At 42.4% G+C, this 17050-nt stretch carries 24 protein-coding genes, 1 rRNA gene and 1 pseudogene; 22 read left to right on the plus strand and 4 right to left on the minus strand.

Annotated features, from left to right (window positions below):
* Nucleotides 1–62: 62 nt before the first annotated feature.
* The 15 genes from BLR82_RS20360 (at nt 63) to rpsI (BLR82_RS20430) (ending at nt 9040) form a co-directional block, all read left to right on the plus strand.
* The gene (locus BLR82_RS20360) at nt 63–716 is read left to right on the plus strand and encodes an adenylate kinase (RefSeq protein ID WP_074601250.1); all 654 of its coding nucleotides are present in this window, start codon (nt 63–65) and stop codon (nt 714–716) included.
* Nucleotides 717–1094: 378 nt separating this feature from the next.
* Entirely contained in the window at nt 1095–1337 is a 243-nt protein-coding gene (locus tag BLR82_RS21425; RefSeq protein WP_245693904.1) for a hypothetical protein, read from the plus strand.
* On the plus strand, nt 1334–1669 hold the full coding sequence (locus tag BLR82_RS20370; protein ID WP_074601251.1) for a KOW domain-containing RNA-binding protein: 336 nt from the start codon (nt 1334–1336) through the stop codon (nt 1667–1669). The genes BLR82_RS21425 and BLR82_RS20370 overlap by 4 nt, the downstream gene beginning before the upstream one ends.
* Entirely contained in the window at nt 1647–1865 is a 219-nt protein-coding gene (gene infA, locus BLR82_RS20375) for a translation initiation factor IF-1 (RefSeq protein WP_062321807.1), read from the plus strand. The genes BLR82_RS20370 and infA overlap by 23 nt, the downstream gene beginning before the upstream one ends.
* Nucleotides 1866–1894: 29 nt before the next feature.
* Entirely contained in the window at nt 1895–2008 is a 114-nt protein-coding gene (gene rpmJ, locus BLR82_RS20380; protein ID WP_003156543.1) for a 50S ribosomal protein L36, read from the plus strand.
* A gap of 23 nt (nt 2009–2031) precedes the next feature.
* On the plus strand, nt 2032–2397 hold the full coding sequence (gene rpsM / locus BLR82_RS20385) for a 30S ribosomal protein S13 (protein WP_074601252.1): 366 nt from the start codon (nt 2032–2034) through the stop codon (nt 2395–2397).
* Between the two features lie 23 nt (nt 2398–2420).
* On the plus strand, nt 2421–2810 hold the full coding sequence (gene rpsK, locus BLR82_RS20390) for a 30S ribosomal protein S11 (RefSeq protein WP_074601253.1): 390 nt from the start codon (nt 2421–2423) through the stop codon (nt 2808–2810).
* Nucleotides 2811–3041: 231 nt separating this feature from the next.
* On the plus strand, nt 3042–3986 hold the full coding sequence (locus tag BLR82_RS20395; RefSeq protein WP_074601254.1) for a DNA-directed RNA polymerase subunit alpha: 945 nt from the start codon (nt 3042–3044) through the stop codon (nt 3984–3986).
* 48 nt (nt 3987–4034) lie between these two features.
* Nucleotides 4035–4388 carry a 50S ribosomal protein L17 gene (rplQ, locus tag BLR82_RS20400; protein WP_026569069.1) on the plus strand — a complete coding sequence of 118 codons (354 nt, stop codon included), beginning with the start codon at nt 4035–4037 and terminating at the stop codon, nt 4386–4388.
* 280 nt (nt 4389–4668) lie between these two features.
* On the plus strand, nt 4669–5508 hold the full coding sequence (locus tag BLR82_RS20405) for an energy-coupling factor ABC transporter ATP-binding protein (RefSeq protein WP_074601255.1): 840 nt from the start codon (nt 4669–4671) through the stop codon (nt 5506–5508).
* The gene (locus tag BLR82_RS20410) at nt 5484–6356 is read left to right on the plus strand and encodes an energy-coupling factor ABC transporter ATP-binding protein (protein ID WP_074601256.1); all 873 of its coding nucleotides are present in this window, start codon (nt 5484–5486) and stop codon (nt 6354–6356) included. Before BLR82_RS20405 ends, BLR82_RS20410 begins: the two co-directional genes overlap by 25 nt.
* Nucleotides 6349–7146 carry an energy-coupling factor transporter transmembrane component T family protein gene (locus tag BLR82_RS20415; protein WP_074601257.1) on the plus strand — a complete coding sequence of 266 codons (798 nt, stop codon included), beginning with the start codon at nt 6349–6351 and terminating at the stop codon, nt 7144–7146. The genes BLR82_RS20410 and BLR82_RS20415 overlap by 8 nt, the downstream gene beginning before the upstream one ends.
* 19 nt (nt 7147–7165) lie before the next feature.
* The gene (gene truA, locus BLR82_RS20420) at nt 7166–7945 is read left to right on the plus strand and encodes a tRNA pseudouridine(38-40) synthase TruA (protein ID WP_074601258.1); all 780 of its coding nucleotides are present in this window, start codon (nt 7166–7168) and stop codon (nt 7943–7945) included.
* Between the two features lie 245 nt (nt 7946–8190).
* Entirely contained in the window at nt 8191–8628 is a 438-nt protein-coding gene (rplM, locus tag BLR82_RS20425; protein ID WP_026569074.1) for a 50S ribosomal protein L13, read from the plus strand.
* 19 nt (nt 8629–8647) lie between these two features.
* Complete coding sequence (gene rpsI / locus BLR82_RS20430) at nt 8648–9040, plus strand: 30S ribosomal protein S9 (protein WP_053217590.1); 393 nt, start codon at nt 8648–8650, stop codon at nt 9038–9040.
* A gap of 101 nt (nt 9041–9141) precedes the next feature.
* Here rpsI (BLR82_RS20430) and BLR82_RS21430 read toward each other — a convergent pair whose 3' ends face one another.
* Both BLR82_RS21430 and BLR82_RS20440 read right to left on the minus strand, forming a co-directional pair.
* Nucleotides 9142–9366, minus strand: coding sequence for a tyrosine-type recombinase/integrase (locus BLR82_RS21430; RefSeq protein WP_074601259.1), 225 nt, complete (start codon nt 9364–9366; stop codon nt 9142–9144).
* Between the two features lie 582 nt (nt 9367–9948).
* A complete protein-coding gene (locus BLR82_RS20440; RefSeq protein ID WP_074601260.1) occupies nt 9949–10506 on the minus strand; it encodes a hypothetical protein in 558 nt (185 codons plus the stop codon).
* A gap of 462 nt (nt 10507–10968) precedes the next feature.
* On the opposite strand from BLR82_RS20440, the pseudogene rpsI (BLR82_RS20445) reads away from it, so the two are divergent.
* From rpsI (BLR82_RS20445) to BLR82_RS20455, 3 genes and pseudogenes are all read left to right on the plus strand, one after another.
* A pseudogene (rpsI, locus tag BLR82_RS20445) lies at nt 10969–11034 on the plus strand (30S ribosomal protein S9); the annotation flags it as partial.
* A gap of 156 nt (nt 11035–11190) precedes the next feature.
* Nucleotides 11191–11907, plus strand: a complete 717-nt coding sequence (gene cwlD / locus BLR82_RS20450) for an N-acetylmuramoyl-L-alanine amidase CwlD (RefSeq protein ID WP_074601261.1) — start codon at nt 11191–11193, stop codon at nt 11905–11907.
* Between the two features lie 103 nt (nt 11908–12010).
* A complete protein-coding gene (locus BLR82_RS20455) occupies nt 12011–13066 on the plus strand; it encodes an Mrp/NBP35 family ATP-binding protein (RefSeq protein WP_074601262.1) in 1056 nt (351 codons plus the stop codon).
* A 67-nt stretch (nt 13067–13133) separates the two neighbouring features.
* On the opposite strand, the gene gerD is transcribed toward BLR82_RS20455, so the two are convergent.
* Complete coding sequence (gene gerD, locus BLR82_RS20460) at nt 13134–13802, minus strand: spore germination lipoprotein GerD (protein WP_245693905.1); 669 nt, start codon at nt 13800–13802, stop codon at nt 13134–13136.
* 140 nt (nt 13803–13942) lie between these two features.
* On the opposite strand from gerD, the gene BLR82_RS20465 reads away from it, so the two are divergent.
* Complete coding sequence (locus BLR82_RS20465) at nt 13943–14617, plus strand: KinB-signaling pathway activation protein (RefSeq protein WP_074601263.1); 675 nt, start codon at nt 13943–13945, stop codon at nt 14615–14617.
* A 19-nt stretch (nt 14618–14636) separates the two neighbouring features.
* On the opposite strand, the gene pdaB is transcribed toward BLR82_RS20465, so the two are convergent.
* The gene (gene pdaB / locus BLR82_RS20470) at nt 14637–15395 is read right to left on the minus strand and encodes a polysaccharide deacetylase family sporulation protein PdaB (RefSeq protein WP_074601264.1); all 759 of its coding nucleotides are present in this window, start codon (nt 15393–15395) and stop codon (nt 14637–14639) included.
* Nucleotides 15396–15577: 182 nt separating this feature from the next.
* Here pdaB and BLR82_RS20475 point away from each other — a divergent pair, with 182 nt between their 5' ends.
* From BLR82_RS20475 to BLR82_RS20485, 3 genes are all read left to right on the plus strand, one after another.
* Nucleotides 15578–15787 (plus strand): hypothetical protein, encoded by a 210-nt coding sequence (locus BLR82_RS20475; protein WP_074601265.1) that lies wholly within the window; start codon nt 15578–15580, stop codon nt 15785–15787.
* 63 nt (nt 15788–15850) lie between these two features.
* Complete coding sequence (gene pgmB / locus BLR82_RS20480; protein ID WP_074601266.1) at nt 15851–16528, plus strand: beta-phosphoglucomutase; 678 nt, start codon at nt 15851–15853, stop codon at nt 16526–16528.
* Between the two features lie 306 nt (nt 16529–16834).
* Nucleotides 16835–17050 (plus strand): 16S ribosomal RNA (locus tag BLR82_RS20485); the annotation flags it as partial.

A 17050-nucleotide genomic window follows, 5' to 3' on the forward strand; every position in this document is an offset into this window, starting at 1 on the left:
GCATGTTTAGCATGGCAGCAAACCGAGTTTCTTTAGAAGAAATGAGAGCGAGGGGAAAGTCATTGAATTTAATCCTGATGGGACTGCCAGGTGCCGGTAAAGGGACACAGGCAGAAAAAATAGTTGATAAATATCAAATCCCTCATATCTCAACAGGAGATATGTTCCGTTTAGCTATTAAAGAAGGAACGGAGCTCGGTAAGCAAGCAAAATCTTATATGGATCAAGGGGAGCTTGTCCCTGACGAGGTTACTATTGGTATTGTCCGTGAGCGGTTAAGCAAAGATGACAGCCAAAAGGGCTTCCTGTTAGACGGTTTTCCTAGAACGATTGCCCAAGCAGAGGCTTTGGAAAATCTTTTGGCAGACATGGGGAAATCCCTCGACTATGTTTTACACGTAGAGGTGCCGAAAGAACAACTTATCGAGCGATTAACTGGCAGAAGGATTTGTCCGACCTGCGGCGCTACTTATCATGTTCAATTCAATCCACCGCAAGTGGAGGGGATTTGTGACCGTGATGGTACAGCACTGATCCAACGGGATGACGATAAGCCGGCAACAGTTAAAAAACGTCTTGAAGTGAACGTAGAACAAACACAGCCAATGCTTGATTATTATCAGCAAAAAGGTTATCTCGCTGAAATCAATGGAGCCCAGGACATCGATTTGGTCTTCCGGGAAATTGATGAAAAGCTACAGAACCTTTCTCAATGATATTGGCAATACATCCTGTGAAACGCGAGATGCTGCCGGTCCGTTAGTCTTCCTTAAGACACATCAAATCGGCGAATTGCGTTAAACTGAGTATATTGGTGCAGGATTTGGATAATATTGCTGACGAGTAGATTCAGCAAGATGATGCAATTCCAGTGCATACAAGGTATAATGGATTTCGCAGGAGATTTGCGCATCAGTTATTGACGAGCTTGTGCAAGGAACGCCGGATAACCGGAAACCGTTGAATGCTTAGTACGCTGAACGAGTTGAGCCCGGGAAACAAACATCCTATCATGGCGATTCGGCTTGGATGTATCCTGTCGATGTAGTCGATAGCGATATGAACAATCTGCTGCTGGTAACAAAGAGGCCTTAATGAGAGGTTTACAAAAGGCAAAGTCAGGTGTCCGCCTTTCTAATATATCGCATGCCAAGCAAGGCATGGTCCTCACCATTGAACCAATGGTGAAAGCAGGAGAATCAACAGATCTCTTGCAGATGATTGGACAGTTGTCACCCGAAATGGTAAAATGTGTGCTCACTTTAAACACACCTTTGCCATTGCCAAAGAAGGTTTTAAATATTAACAAAAGCCTAAGTGAAGGTGATTGTGGTTGAGTGAATCAGAGTCGAGTCCGCGAATAGGTCAAGTTGTTCGTATTGCACGGGGACGGGAAGCTGGTCAATTTGCGATCGTCATTCAAATGCTTGATGATCGATTTGTCTTGCTTGCTGATGGAGAAAAAAGGAAATATGATCGGCCGAAGAAGAAGAATCTGCATCATATTGAATTAATGGATTATATCTCTCCAGAAGTCCAGAACAGCCTTCTAGAAACTGGTCGCGTAACAAATGGTAAGCTGCGTTTTGCTCTATCAAAATTTGTCAATGAAGTAGTGACTGATTTGAAGAAGGGAGATCAACTCGATGGCGAAAGACGATGCAATTGAAGTGGAAGGAACCGTTGTTGACACGTTGCCTAATGCAATGTTCAAAGTTGAATTAGAAAACGGTCATACTGTTTTAGCTCATGTCTCTGGAAAAATTCGTATGCATTTCATCCGGATTCTTCCTGGAGATAAAGTGACGGTTGAGCTTTCCCCATATGATTTAACAAGAGGACGTATCACGTACCGTTATAAATAAATGCTCCGATCCAAAAGGAGGTATGGATGATGAAGGTAAGACCATCTGTAAAACCAATTTGTGAAAAATGTAAAGTTATTCGCAGAAAAGGCAAAGTCATGGTAATCTGTGAAAACCCTAAGCATAAACAAAAACAAGGCTAATTTAAAGGAGGTGCACGTATCTAATGGCACGTATTGCTGGTATTGATATTCCGCGTGATAAACGTGTAGTTATTTCCCTTACCTATATCTATGGTATTGGTAAATCAACTGCAAAAGAAGTATTGAAAGAGGCTGGAGTTTCAGAAGATACAAGAGTTCGTGATTTAACCGAGGATGAACAAGCTAGAATTCGTCAAGCAGTAGAACGATTCACTGTAGAGGGTGATCTTCGCCGTGAAGTATCTCTGAACATTAAACGCTTGATCGAAATCGGTTCTTATCGTGGCATCCGCCACCGCAGAGGGCTTCCGTTGCGTGGACAAAAAACGAAGAACAACTCTCGTACTCGTAAAGGCCCACGTCGTACAATCGCTAACAAGAGAAAATAAGCTAAAAGGAGGTTAATTAATCAATGGCACGTAAAACAAATACACGTAAACGTCGTGTGAAAAAGAATATTGACAGTGGTATAGCTCATATCCGTTCAACTTTCAACAACACTATCGTGACCATCTCTGATGTTCAAGGTAACGTTGTAAGCTGGAGCAGCGCTGGCGCTCTTGGTTTCAAAGGCTCTCGTAAATCGACTCCTTTTGCTGCTCAAATGGCTGCTGAATCTGCTGCAAAAGCAGGGATGGAGCACGGTTTGAAAACCTTGGAAGTAACAGTTAAGGGTCCTGGTGCTGGACGTGAAGCAGCAATCCGTTCACTTCAAGCAGCAGGTTTAGAAGTTACAGCTATTCGTGACGTAACGCCAGTTCCTCACAATGGCTGCCGCCCACCAAAACGTCGTCGTGTTTAATTTATCCGTATATAATTTGTCACCCTGTCTATAATGGGTTATGATAGCTAAAAATGCAGGAGACCAGATAGGGATCGCTGATCTTGTCTGGATACCCTACAGCATCGCAAATGACAGAAAAGCATACGAAGTTGCATAGTGCAGAGAACGGTAACTGCCTACCTGGGGAATTTCGGTTAGACCAATAACGTCTAACCGGGGTTTCGACGTTTTGAAGGAGGGTTTTAATTAATGATTGAGATTGAAAAGCCAAAGATTGAAACGGTCGAGGTGAGCGATGACGCTACCTTTGGCAAGTTCGTCGTAGAACCGCTTGAACGTGGATATGGTACTACACTAGGTAACTCCTTGCGTCGTATCCTTTTATCCTCACTTCCTGGCGCTGCTGTGACATCGATTCAAATTGATGGGGTGCTTCATGAGTTTTCTACCATTGATGGAGTAGTAGAAGACGTGACAACCATTATTTTGAATTTGAAGAAGCTGGCTCTTAAAATCTATTCTGATGAAGAAAAAACATTGGAAATCGATGTTCAGGGAGAAGGAAAAGTTACAGCTGCCGACATTACTTACGACAGTGATGTGGAAGTATTGAACCCGGATCTTCATATTGCTACATTAGGTGAGAACGCTCATTTTCGTATGAAGATTTCAGCTGAACGGGGCCGCGGATATCGTCCAGCAGAAGCAAACAATCATGAAGATTTGCCAATTGGTGTCATTCCGGTAGACTCGATTTTCACTCCGGTGGAACGAGTTACTTACCAGGTGGAAAACACGCGTGTCGGCCAGATCACCAACTTCGACAAATTGACGTTGGATGTTTGGACTGATGGAAGCATACGACCTGAAGAGGCTGTTTCATTGGGCGCTAAGATTTATACAGAACATCTTAATATTTTCGTAGGACTTACTGATGAAGCACAAAGTGCGGAAATCATGATTGAGAAAGAAGAAGATCAAAAAGAAAAAGTTCTTGAAATGACAATCGAAGAATTGGATTTATCGGTCCGTTCTTATAATTGTCTAAAGCGTGCCGGCATCAATACGGTCCAAGAGCTTGCTCATAAGTCAGAGGAAGATATGATGAAGGTTCGAAATCTTGGCCGCAAATCATTAGAAGAAGTAAAACATAAACTAGAGGATCTTGGTCTAGGATTACGCAAAGAAGATTGATAAATGAATAGACACCTTTAGATATTTCGAAAAAGGGAGGGATAATCCATGGCTAGAAAACTAGGTCGTACAACCGATGTGCGTATGGCACTACTTCGCAACCTTGCCACAGACTTGATTATTCATGAACGATTAGAAACTACTGAGGCGAAGGCAAAAGAACTTCGCTCCGTTGTTGATAAAATGATTACGCTTGGTAAGCGCGGCGATCTTCATGCCCGCCGTCAAGCAGCTGCATTCCTATACAATGCAGAAGCGAACGAAAACGAAGATGTCATCCAAAAGCTATTTTCTGATATCGCTGCTCGCTATGAAGAGCGTCAAGGCGGTTACACTCGAGTCCTTAAGCTGGGACCTCGTCGTGGAGACGGTGCAGAAATGGCGATTATCGAGTTGGTTTAATTTTAAAAGCAATTGCTTGAAGGGCAGGACAGAATCTCTTCCATGAGGTGAATCCCAGCCCTTTTTTGTTTTATCAGAATTTGAAAGTATGGAGTAGTCCGTTTACTTTCTAGAGGTCTTAAGTCAACCTTGGGGCAATAGGGAACCGCCGCTCGAGTTTGTTCTTAATCACTCGGGTTTTTCCTTGTGCTTGCGTTTTTCTTTAAATGTCTAGTTGAGTTTATTCGACAGATTTTATTTCCGGGGAAATATCCGTCGAACAGCCAAAGGAGAGTGGAAGATGGGGAAGAATGTAATGAAGTTTCAGAACGTCTGGTTTCGTTATGGAGAGGATTTACCCTGGGTACTGCAAGATGTCAGCTTTGAAATCAGTGCATCAGAATGGGTGGCTGTAATCGGTCATAATGGGTCTGGTAAGTCAACAATTGCGAAGCTGATGAATGGCCTGCTATTTCCCCAGAAAGGGAATATTCTCATCAATGGACTCGAAGTAAATGAAGAAACCATTTGGGATGTCCGCAAGCAAGTCGGAATGGTCTTTCAAAATCCAGATAACCAGTTTGTCGGTACCACTGTACGAGATGATGTTGCTTTTGGCTTGGAAAATAGAGGGATTCCCAGAGAAGAAATGATCAGACGGCTGAAAAGTAGTCTTGCAGCTGTCAGAATGGAAGACTATGAGTTACAAGAACCCCATCGCTTATCGGGTGGTCAAAAACAACGGGTAGCGATAGCTGGGGTGTTGGCGGTTTCTCCGCAAATCATCATTTTAGACGAAGCTACTGCAATGCTTGACCCGAATGGCAGAAAGGAAATAATGCAAACCGTAAAAACGGTGAAAGAACGGGATGATGTATCGCTAGTCACTATCACGCATGATTTGAATGAAGTGACATTGGCTGACCGGGTACTTGTGATGAATGAGGGAAAGGTATGGATGGAGGCACCTCCTAAAAACGTGTTTGCTAAACGGGATGAATTGAAAGAAATCGGTTTGGATATCCCCTTTGTCACAAAACTTGCTGCTGAACTCACTGATCGGAATATTTTCTTGAAGACAGAACCATTAAACCATGACGAGCTGCTGGAGGAACTATGGAGATTTCATTTAAACAGGTAAGCTATACGTATCAACCTAATACCCCTTTTGAACACAGAGCTATCAATGATCTTAGTATGGATATCTCTTCAGGATCTTTTACCGCCATCATCGGACATACCGGATCAGGAAAATCAACATTGATCCAACACTTGAACGGCTTATTGAGGCCTTCCTCGGGTAAAGTTAACATTGGCTCTTACCAACTGCATGCAGAAGCTAAGCTTAAGGGCATCAAAGAACTCCGCAGCAAGGTTGGGATTGTTTTTCAATATCCCGAACATCAACTGTTTGAGGAAACGGTATTCAAGGATATTGCTTTTGGGCCTTCTAACTTTGGTGTCGATCGCGAGGAAGTCGGGGGACGTGTTGACCAGGCATTGCAGGCCGTCCAGCTGCCGGAAGAGTTGCTTGACCGATCCCCGTTTGAGTTAAGTGGAGGTCAAATGCGAAGAGTAGCGATTGCTGGTGTGCTGGCAGTTCAGCCCGAGCTGCTTGTTTTGGACGAGCCTACAGCTGGGCTTGATCCGAAAGGGCAAAAAGAAATGATGAATATGTTCCACCAGCTTCATAAACAAAAGGGATTGACGACCATCCTGGTCACCCATAGTATGGAGGATGCTTTGGCCTATGCAGATCATGTCATCATTCTAAATAAAGGGGAAAAGTATTTGGAAGGTAAACCTGAAGATGTTTTTACCAGACAACAGGACCTCCAAAAGGTGCAACTCGATGTACCGGAAGTTATCCAATTCATCACGAATGTTAAAGATAGATTTCAAGTTGACCTATCCTATCATGGGCAGACAATCAAGGAATTGGCGGAAGAGTTAGCGGCGATTGTGAAAGGGGAAAACCGTTATGAATAATGCCTTTATTATAGGTCAATATGTACCGGGAGAATCGATTGTGCATCGCTTAGACCCACGCACCAAAATGATCATTATTTTTATGTTTGTCATCGTAGTGTTTTTCGCTAATTCTATCTGGAGCTATGGACTGTTGACGGTATTTTCCCTGCTATGCGCGCTTACAACCCGCATTCATTTTTCTTATATACTTAAGGGACTGACCCCGGTATGGTTTTTGATTGTCTTTACGCTGCTTTTGCATTTAATCGTCACAAAAGAAGGGGAAGTACTCTTCCGCATTTTTTCTTATCCGATATATTCTGGTGCTGTTGCACAAGGAGCTGCGATATCGTTGCGGTTTTTCTTGTTAATTATGGTGACCTCCCTTCTAACTTTAACTACTACTCCAATTGAAATCACCGATGCCATAGAGAGCCTGCTTCAGCCGTTGAAAAAAATAAGGTTTCCTGTCCATGAGCTGGCATTGATGATGTCGATTTCTCTCCGGTTCATCCCCACTTTAATGCAGGAAACAGAGAAAATCTCCAAGGCACAGGCCTCCAGAGGAGTGGACTTCCGGACGGGAACTGCTAAAGAGCGGATTCAGGCAGTTGTCCCGTTATTGGTTCCATTATTCATCAGTGCTTTTAAACGGGCGGAAGAGTTGGCGATGGCAATGGAAGCAAGAGGATATCAAGGCGGCGAAGGCAGAACAAAGCTAAGAGAATTGAAAACAGACCGGCTGGACATCATCGTATATGCGCTGTTTGCTTTTGTGGTTATTTTATTATTTGTCATACGTGACTAGAAAGTGGGTTTATAAGACAGTGGGACGGATAAAATGTATTATTAGCTATGATGGAACTGGTTTTTCTGGATACCAAATTCAACCGAATGGGCGTACTGTTCAGGAAGAAATAGAAAAAGCGTTGACCAAAGTGCATAAAGGTGACTTCGTTCGAGTAGTCGCGTCAGGAAGGACTGATGCGGGTGTTCATGCCAAAGGCCAAGTCATCCATTTTGATTCCGACATTAAAATGCCGGAAATTAACTGGAAAAAAGCTTTAAATGCTTTGTTGCCAGATGATGTACAAGTAATCAAGGCGGCAAAAGTAAACGATACGTTTCACTCACGCTATGATGTGAAGGAAAAGGAGTACAGGTATTTTGTTTTGAATGCAGAGGACAACGACGTATTCCAACGCCATTTTTGCTGGCGCAAAAGCGGGGAAATCGATATCGAAGCGATCCAGAAAGCTTGTGCAATGTTAGAGGGCCGGCATGATTTCTCTTCTTTCTGCTCCGCCAAAACAGACTTGCAGGGGGATAAAATCCGCTCGATCTATCACGCAAGCTGTCACAGGGAGGGGGAAATGATTGTCTTTTCTTTTAAAGGCAGCGGTTTTTTATACAATATGGTGCGAATTTTAGTGGGAACCCTGTTGGAAATTGGCAAAGGAAAAAGAACACCTGCTTCTATCCCGGAGATAATTGCCGCTGAAGACCGTATAGCAGCTGGTGAAACCGCGCCGCCGCAGGGTTTGTTTTTGTGGAACGTCACCTATTTGGAAACTGACAAAAATCCGTTACAAAACAACGGTTCCTAGTGTAACATTTCCTTGACATCCTAGCATAATTGTTATACTATGATTAATGGCATTTTATTTCTATACCACGATTAGCCCCGGAAAGTTAATTCGTGTAGAATAGATGAAATACGCAATCTGCCCAATCCATTTGAGTGAGGAAGAACAGAAAACTACAGACTGCAGTTATCGTTCTTAATCAGTGGATATGGGAAGTCGTCGTTAGATAAAAGATTATGGAAATTGAAATTCAGGAGGTACTGATCATGCGCACAACTTTCATGGCGAATGAAAACAATATTGAACGCAAGTGGCTTGTTGTGGATGCTGAAGGACAAACGCTTGGACGTTTGGCAAGTGAAGTTGCTGCTATTCTTCGCGGCAAGCACAAACCAACATACACACCGCATGCTGACACCGGTGATCACGTAATCATCGTAAACGCTGAAAAAATCGAACTTACTGGTAACAAGCTTAATGACAAAATGTATTACCGTCACTCCAACCACCCAGGTGGTTTGAAGCAGCGTAATGCAAACGAAATGCGTACGAAATACCCTGAGCAAATGCTCGAACTTACAGTAAAAGGTATGCTTCCAAAAGGCAGCCTTGGCCGTAAAATGGGTAAGAAATTGCACGTATTCCGTGGCCCGGATCACAATCATCAAGCACAAAAACCTGAAGCATACCAGCTTCGCGGATAATTAAAGGAGGTAAACGATAGTGGCACAAGTACAATACTACGGCACCGGACGCCGTAAAAGCTCAACTGCACGCGTGCGTTTAGTACCAGGGACTGGACGTATCGTTGTAAATAATCGTGACGCTGAAAGCTATTTCCCATATGAAACACTTCGTACTATCATTAAGCAGCCTCTAGCTGCTACAGAAACAGAAGGAAGCTACGATGTACTAGTAAACGTAGACGGTGGAGGATTTACCGGCCAAGCTGGCGCAATCCGCCATGGTGTAGCTCGCGCTCTGTTGGAAGCAGATCCAGAATACCGTTCTGCTCTTAAAAGAGAAGGCTACCTTACTCGCGACTCCCGCATGAAAGAACGTAAGAAATACGGTCTTAAAGGCGCTCGTCGTGCACCGCAATTCTCGAAGCGTTAATAAACCTTATATACCAAGGGTTTGCCCTCTTTGCTCTTATCGAGCAGAGAGGGTTTTTTAATGTACGAAAATGGAATTGAACAACCTTTGAATACCCTACGCTAAAATTTCATGTGCTTATGGAATATCTCCGCTGTTTTATCCTTCGCTTCATCGGTCACATGGATGTAAATATCCATCGTGGTTTGAATATCCGTATGTCCGGGACGAATTTGTACATCTTTGATGGAAGTGCCGGCTGCAAACAACAAACTGGCATGTGTGTGCCTGAATGCGTGCACGTTTATTTGTGGCAGCTCCGGGTTTCTTTGATAAATCTGCTCCACCTTTCATTTTAGTAAGCCAGTCGGCAATAATTCATTTCTTGTTTTATGTGATTATAGATCATAAAAATAGGTTGTTTTTTATCAGATTGAAAAGGAGTGGAAAGATTTAACGTCAAATAACGCCGTATTTGCTTGTTCCGCCATTTTTTTAGAATCGCTAGTCTCATCATCCACGCTAACAACACGCTGAGAGGCCTTTGTTTTTGAGCTGTTTTTTTCACTCGTGTGAATCAGTGTCTTTTTAAAACTGATTTTCTTATGATTAAAGTCCACGTTCGACCAATGAAGGGCACAAAGTTCGCCCTTACGTGCTCTTTGTGAAGGGAAGAAGCCGAAACAATGGCATAGGCCATGTCATCATCGTGCGGCAAATGGACCGGGTCTAGATTCGATTGAACGGCAGGTTATAGAAAGGAAGTATCTAAACTCAATGTAGATAAACGATCTAAATGTTTATATGGTACTAGGAATTAAAATTAAAATGGGGATATTATCAAAAGAAGAGATGCGTAATTTATAGAATAGCTACAGCTTAGGGAGTAATCTAAAAACTAAAAGGAAGCCTTAAAGCTGCCTTTTAAATTATTTTATAAATCCAAATTCATATAGATTTTGAAGGTAAAAAATAAAATCTTCATCTTTGAGGTCTTCTTTTGTATCTGTAGAACCCTTGGATAGTTTTGCACCAACTGTTAGTGAATTCAAATATTTATTAAGGAACTCAGATTCTGCTCTCACTTGAAATTCAGTAATTATATGACCATCGCTTTCAAGAATAATATCTAAACGACGACCTTCCTGTTCATCTAATAAAATATGGTTGTAAATTTGTTCTTTGTTTTTTTTGATTTTATTGAAGTTCAAAGGGTTCTCTCTATTATCAATAACCTCCTCGCTATGATTCTCTCTCTCGGTTTCATTAAACAACTTCGCTAGTATTTTATAGTCTTTAATTGCGAAAGCAGTGTATATGTTCTTGTAATTAAAGTGATCATCATTAGGGAGATCCAATAGGTCATGATAATCAAATTCTTCAGCTTTAAATTTTCTTTTTAATAGCTCAACGACTTGCTCGCGCGAAAAGATTAAATGCGCTTTTTTACTTGTGTATTTTTTTTGTAGGAATTCGATACTTATCAATTTATATCTCCTTTACTTTACAGGACTCCCATAAAATGAGTGAGCTTTAGGAGTTCTTCTATACGGATGCCAAAGATAGTAGCGCCCTTTACGTGGTTCACCGTTTTTCTTATCTACTTCGTGTACTCTTTCACGTTACATCCATAAATAACCAAAGTAAACAGAAACACTACTATAAAGGGGACAATTTTCATATTTGCATCATCTCCAATACGTATATATTAAACTATAAGCACCGAGATAATGGAAGTTAATTTGAAAAAAGTATCAAAGTTTCCATCATAATGTAACTGTCTTAGGGTTATTAAAGAGGGAGATAGAACAACATAAGTGGTATCAAACTGGGTACCTCTTTTATTGAGGAAAGTAATAACAGCATATAATCCCACGAAACACTTAATGGTTAAAACGGTGCTTTATAGCGGTTCATCAGTTTTCATATATTGGAAATGAAATCCACCTTTGAAAGAACGTAAGAAATACGGTCTTAAAGGCGCTCGTCGTGCGCCGCAATTCTCGAAGCGTTGATCTTTCGACAAAACAAAGGCTCTCAACCATTTTGGTTGAGGGTCTTTGTTTGGCCTTTCCACTGCTGCTATCTGTTTATGCTCGTAAAACCTGTCATAAACATCCGACTTGTCCCATATAGTGGACAACAGGAAGATGTTTAGGAGGCCGGGGAGCATGAAAAAGTACCTTAAAGCAGCTATATGGATGGTGGGCGTAATCCTGTTGGTGCTGTTAATTCAATATCCGATTCAACAATCTACCGATTCGTGGGATTCATGGGCGTTGCCGTTGTCTGGAAAAGTGATTGTGCTGGATCCCGGCCATGGCGGTCCAGATGGCGGGGCGGAAGGAAGCGATGATACCCAGGAAAAGGAGATCGCCCTGCGTGTGGCAAAGAAGCTGCAAAATTATTTGCAGCAGGCGGGGGCTCTCGTCTTTTTGACGAGAGAAAAAGATGAGGATTTGGCTGCAAAGGAAACAAGAGGATTGTCGCGGAGAAAATCGGAGGATATTCGTAACCGGGTGGAATTCATAAAAGATAAGGAAGCGGATTTTTTCGTCAGCATTCATCTAAATGCGCTTCCTGCTAAACAATGGTCCGGAGCACAGACCTTTTATTATCCTTCCGATGGTGAGAATGAGCGTCTGGCCAAATTAATCCAAGACGAAATCAAACGGAACCTGGAAAATACGACACGGGAGGCACTAGGGCTAAACAGCATGTATTTATTGAAGCATGCGGATGCTCCTGGAGCGCTTGTCGAAATCGGATTTTTATCGAATGTCCATGAACGGGATCTGTTAAAGACCGATGATTATCAGGGGAAAATGGCAGCAAGTATATATGAGGGCATTCTTCGTTACGTTACAGAAGAAAAAGAAGATGAATAAGAGACGGTTCTCCATCCTGAAATCGTATCACTTAGCATCCCGTACAGATATGTTATACTAGCATTGTGGGAAAAGGACAGCGATTAAAGGATGGTGACACAATTTGCTTACCCAAGAGCAGGTTTTAGATTTATTAAATCCAATTGAAGACCCGTTTTTACATACAACGTTTGAGAAAACTGGCGGAGTAATGGAAGTACGCATAAAGGAAGAAAAGAAGCATGTCAGTGTGAAATTAGCGATCGCTAAAACAAACACTGCTGAACAAATGCAGCTCCAACAGGAGATCGTCAACGTATTAAAGAAAGCGGGTGCAAACACAGTCGGACTCCGTTTCGAGCAGCTTCCCGATGAAGTGATTGCGAAGTACCAACCCGCAGCGGACGAGGAGAAATCAAACTCACTGTTAGGCGGGAATGCCAATACCAAATTTATCGCGATTGCCAGTGGTAAAGGCGGTGTCGGAAAGTCGACAGTGACCGTAAACTTGGCTGTGGCGTTGACAAGGCTTGGCAAAAAAGTCGGCATCATCGATGCAGATATTTATGGATTCAGTGTCCCGGATATGATGGGGGTAGAAGAACGTCCAGTGGTACGGGGTGAAAAAATCATTCCTGTAGAAAGGTTTGGTGTCAAGCTGGTATCCATGGGCTTCTTTGTAGAGGACAATTCTCCAATTATATGGCGTGGGCCGATGCTGGGCAAGATGCTGACAAGCTTTTTTAAAGAAGTAGAATGGGGAGAGCTTGATTATTTGCTGCTTGATTTACCGCCAGGAACGGGAGACGTTGCTTTGGATGTCCATTCCATGCTTCCTTCCTCGAAGGAAATCATTGTGACGACTCCGCATCCTACCGCTGCTTTTGTGGCAGCGAGAGCAGGGCAAATGGCCATGCAAACGGAACACGAAATCATTGGAATTGTGGAAAATATGGCTTATTTTGAGAGCAAGACTACCGGTGAAAAAGAATATGTCTTTGGAAAAGGCGGCGGTAAAAAACTGGCTGAGTATCTGAAAACAAAGGTGATAGGTCAGCTGTCATTGCAGCAGCCTTATGAAGAAGAAGATGTATTTGCCCCTTCCGTTTACCAGGAAGATCACCCGAACGGGAAAGAATACCGCAAAATTGCTGCTAAAGTAATCGATAATTTTGAATAAACTTTATACCATGCTAAAAGAGAGCAGTCCTGAAAAGGACTGCTCTCCATATTTCTTGAAAGGAGAATCAACCTCCTCCTCCCCCTCCGCTCTCACCTTGCCCTTGTCCCGAACCTTGCTGACCACCCTGTCCTTGACTTTGACCGCTTCCGCCGCCTTGGTTTTGCCCGGAGCCCTGGGATGGTTTCATTTCTTCTGCAGCTTTTAAAATAATTTCGCTCATTTGGGCTTTAAACATTGGCGAATCCATTGTTTCCTGAATCGTTTTTTCCAAATGCTCACGGAACTGCTGGCTTTTCATGGCACTTACCATCTGCTCTGTCATTTCCGGGTTTTGAAATAACTCGATCATTTGCTTTTGAAACGACGAATCACTCATCAAGCCTTTTAATACATCCTTATGTTGATCCTTGATGGCTTTGGAGAATGACTCAACAAACTTCGGGTCATCAAACATTTTGGTCCAAAACTTTTTTCCTTCTTCGGAAGTTAATGCTTTCTCGACTGAATCCTTTACTGTATTCCCCTCGATCACATAGGTCTTTTGCATTTCTTCGTCGGAAAGCACTTCGGTAATTGCTTTCTTCCCTTCATCCGTCTTCAATATATCGGTAACCATTTTCTTGGTTGTATCATAGTTGCCTTCTTCTCCGCTCGTGGTATTACCACCGCCACCACATGAGCTTAACAGGAGAAGCGATATACACAATAGTAAATGTGGCATGAGTTTAAACACACAGGATCCACTCCTTTTATTTGCACTCACTTAGTTTTAATATGGTTCGAATCAGAAAAAATATGTATTGCGGAAGAAAAAACGGGGGATTCGTGATAAAATACGGTAGGGACAAGGTATATTAATTAGGAGGATATCGAGTGAACAGTAGAAATTGGGTTCGCATGTTTTTAACCACCCTTCTGGTTGGAGCGGCTTCTACCCTTATTACCAGCTTTTTTGTAAAAGCCGGAGCTTATGGGGAGTATCTTCAGCCGGTTGATCTTTTTGAAATATTGGGCTTAGTAATATTTTTCACCGCCCTCGGACTGGTTTTCAGCTTAATCAGTCAAATGGGGTTCTTTGCTTATTTGACCATTAATCAATTTGGACTGGGTATGTTCAGGGGGTTTTGGCTGCCGATTCAGGTAGTGCTGATCCTCTTCACTTTATTTGATTTGATTTACTTCCGCTATAAGGCTGCCGATGGGGAAACTCCCATATTTATCTATTTGCTGGTAGCTGCTGTATTGTTCGGATATAGCTTGGTAATTGCAAAAATCAAAGCAAATGAAACCAATGCCAAGGCGTTTATCCCAGCGTTGTTTTTTATGTTTGTTGTTACCTCCATTGAATGGGTACCCGGTCTGCGATCGACTGGGAGCGATTATGAATGGCTGATGATTATTCCGTTATTATTATGTAACACCTATCAATTATTATTGCTCCATCGTATTACCAACCAAAAAGCGGCAGCGGAAGGAAAGGAATTAACTTCTTCAGCGAAGCCTGCGACGAAACAGAATAAAAAACAAAGAAGCAAGCGTAAAAAATAAACGCTTGCTTTTTCATGAATTAGTCAATTGTTTTTGACTTTGCTTCTATCCGGGAAATTAGTTCCGAAATGGTGACGTATTGGAACCCTTTGTTTTTTAATCCGGGGAGCAGTGTTTTCAATGCTCCAGGAGTCTGTTTCACAGAATCGGATGCATGGAGAAGGATAATGTCACCATTGGTTGTATTTTTCATCACTTCGTCAATGATTGCTTGTTCCCCGGGATTTTCCCAATCATGCGGATTTACGTTCCATTGAATGACATCGAATCCTAATTCCTCGGCCATTTTCAATATTTCCTTGTCAAAATGACCGCTTGGTGTGCGTAGCAGCTTGGTATCCGGATAGCCAAGCTTGCGGAACACTTCCTTGGCATAGATCAAGTCTTTCCTCACTTGTTCCTTCTCCTGCTTCAGGTAGCTTTTGTAACGATATCCAAGCATCCCGATTTCATGTTTTTCTGCAATTTTATCTACGATTTCCGGGTGTCGCTCGGCCCATTCGCCACTCAAGAAAAAGGTAGCTTTCACCTCATACTTGTTTAACTGTTCCAAGATCGGTTCCACTTTCTCATTTCCCCAGCTAATATTGAAGGTCAGGGCGATATTCGGATCCTGTTCGCTCCCTTTACTTAACGCGGCTGGACTTTCCTTTGTAGAGAAAACAGACAAACTGCTTTCGTTGTCCACCCATATAATAAATGCAGAAAAGAGTGCTGCTACTACGATGAAGGCCCAACGCTTCCATCGATTCACTTTCATGACATAAAAATGTTCCATTGCTCCCCTCCTTTTGGACTTGCTTTATTTTATGATGGTCAATGTCCATTCATGAGCCAAATGCGAATGAAGAATCTCCATTAATAAGTTTCTGAATTTTCCGTTTCCGTCCGCGCAATTATAAAAAAAGGAAAGGCGGGTATCATAGTAAAACATTTATACAATTATTGGGGGCGATTGGAATGATTGGGCTGTTGGTCGACGAAAGAGAACGAAAGGAAATGGAATATCTCATAAAGCGGGAGTTGGAGGAACTGTTGCTGGATATGGAGGATAATCGGATTGACCATTTAGTGAGACGGGCAATGAAGGAACGTTACCGTATTCTGTTCCGGCTGTTTCGCAAGGTGGCTGAGGATAAGGAGTGTAGAAAGTATATTTTGAATGGCTAAGGACGATTAACACCCATTCTCTTTGTGGTATAGTCATGGTAATGGATATTATCGGAAAGGAGGATGGTTGTGATGCAGATAGAAGCAATTATTTATGATTTAGACGGAGTGATAACTGATACAGCGGAATATCATTTTTTAGCGTGGAAAGCTCTGGCGGACGAACTGGATATCCCTTTTGACCGTTCTTTTAATGAGCAGCTGAAAGGCTTGAGCAGAGTCGACTCTTTGGAGTTAATTCTGCAGCAAAGCAATCAAACATACTCAGAAGAAGAGAAACAACGATTAGCAGCAAAGAAGAATGAACATTATCAGGAATTGATTCAAAAGATTAGCCAAGAGGATTTATTGCCTGGCATAGAATCATTTATGAAAGAAGCAAAACAAGCAGGTATAAAAACGGGCCTTGCTTCAGCAAGTAAGAATGCACAGACCGTTATTGAACGGTTAAGGGTGACAGACTTACTTGATACAGTGGTTGATGCAGCAAAAGTGGAACGTGGAAAACCTGATCCAGAGGTGTTTTTAACGGCAGCGAAACAGCTGGAGGCTCCTGCAGCGCGTTGTGTCGGAATTGAAGATGCCAGTTCTGGCGTAAAGGCTATCAAAGCAGCGGGAATGTATGCTGTCGGTGTAGGAGAAAGGGAATATCTAGCTCAAGCCGATTGGGTCATTTCAGATACCAGTCACCTTGCTTTGGATAGTCTGGTTAAGAAAGTTAACGAGAATAAAGAAGGATAATCAAGCATACCGTATCATAGCTGAATTTCCATAAGGGATAGGGTGGAAGCCTTTAAAATTTACTATTGATAAACGATTAGTGATGTGGTATATTATTTTTTGTTGCAAGTTAGCGCTAATTATTTGTGTTCAACATTGAAAATAATTTGTTGAAAAAACATTGACACTTATTTGCAACCATGTTATATTGTATTTCGTCGCCAAAAACGACGAAACAAATTTTGATCTTTGAAAACTGAACAAAACAACCAGTATGTCAAGCAAGATATACAAGCTAGTTTTTTGAACGAGCAAGCAAGCTCAACATTTATGGAGAGTTTGATCTTGGCTCAGGACGAACGCTGGCGGCGTGCCTAATACATGCAAGTCGAGCGCGGGAAACAGGCGGATCCCTTCGGGGTGAAGCCTGTGGAACGAGCGGCGGACGGGTGAGTAACACGTGGGCAACCTGCCTGTAAGATCGGGATAACTCCGGGAAACCGGGGCTAATACCGGGTAATACCTTCCTCCGCATGGAGGAAG

Source organism: Sediminibacillus halophilus, from assembly GCF_900103695.1.
Lineage (GTDB): Bacteria > Bacillota > Bacilli > Bacillales > Amphibacillaceae > Sediminibacillus > Sediminibacillus halophilus.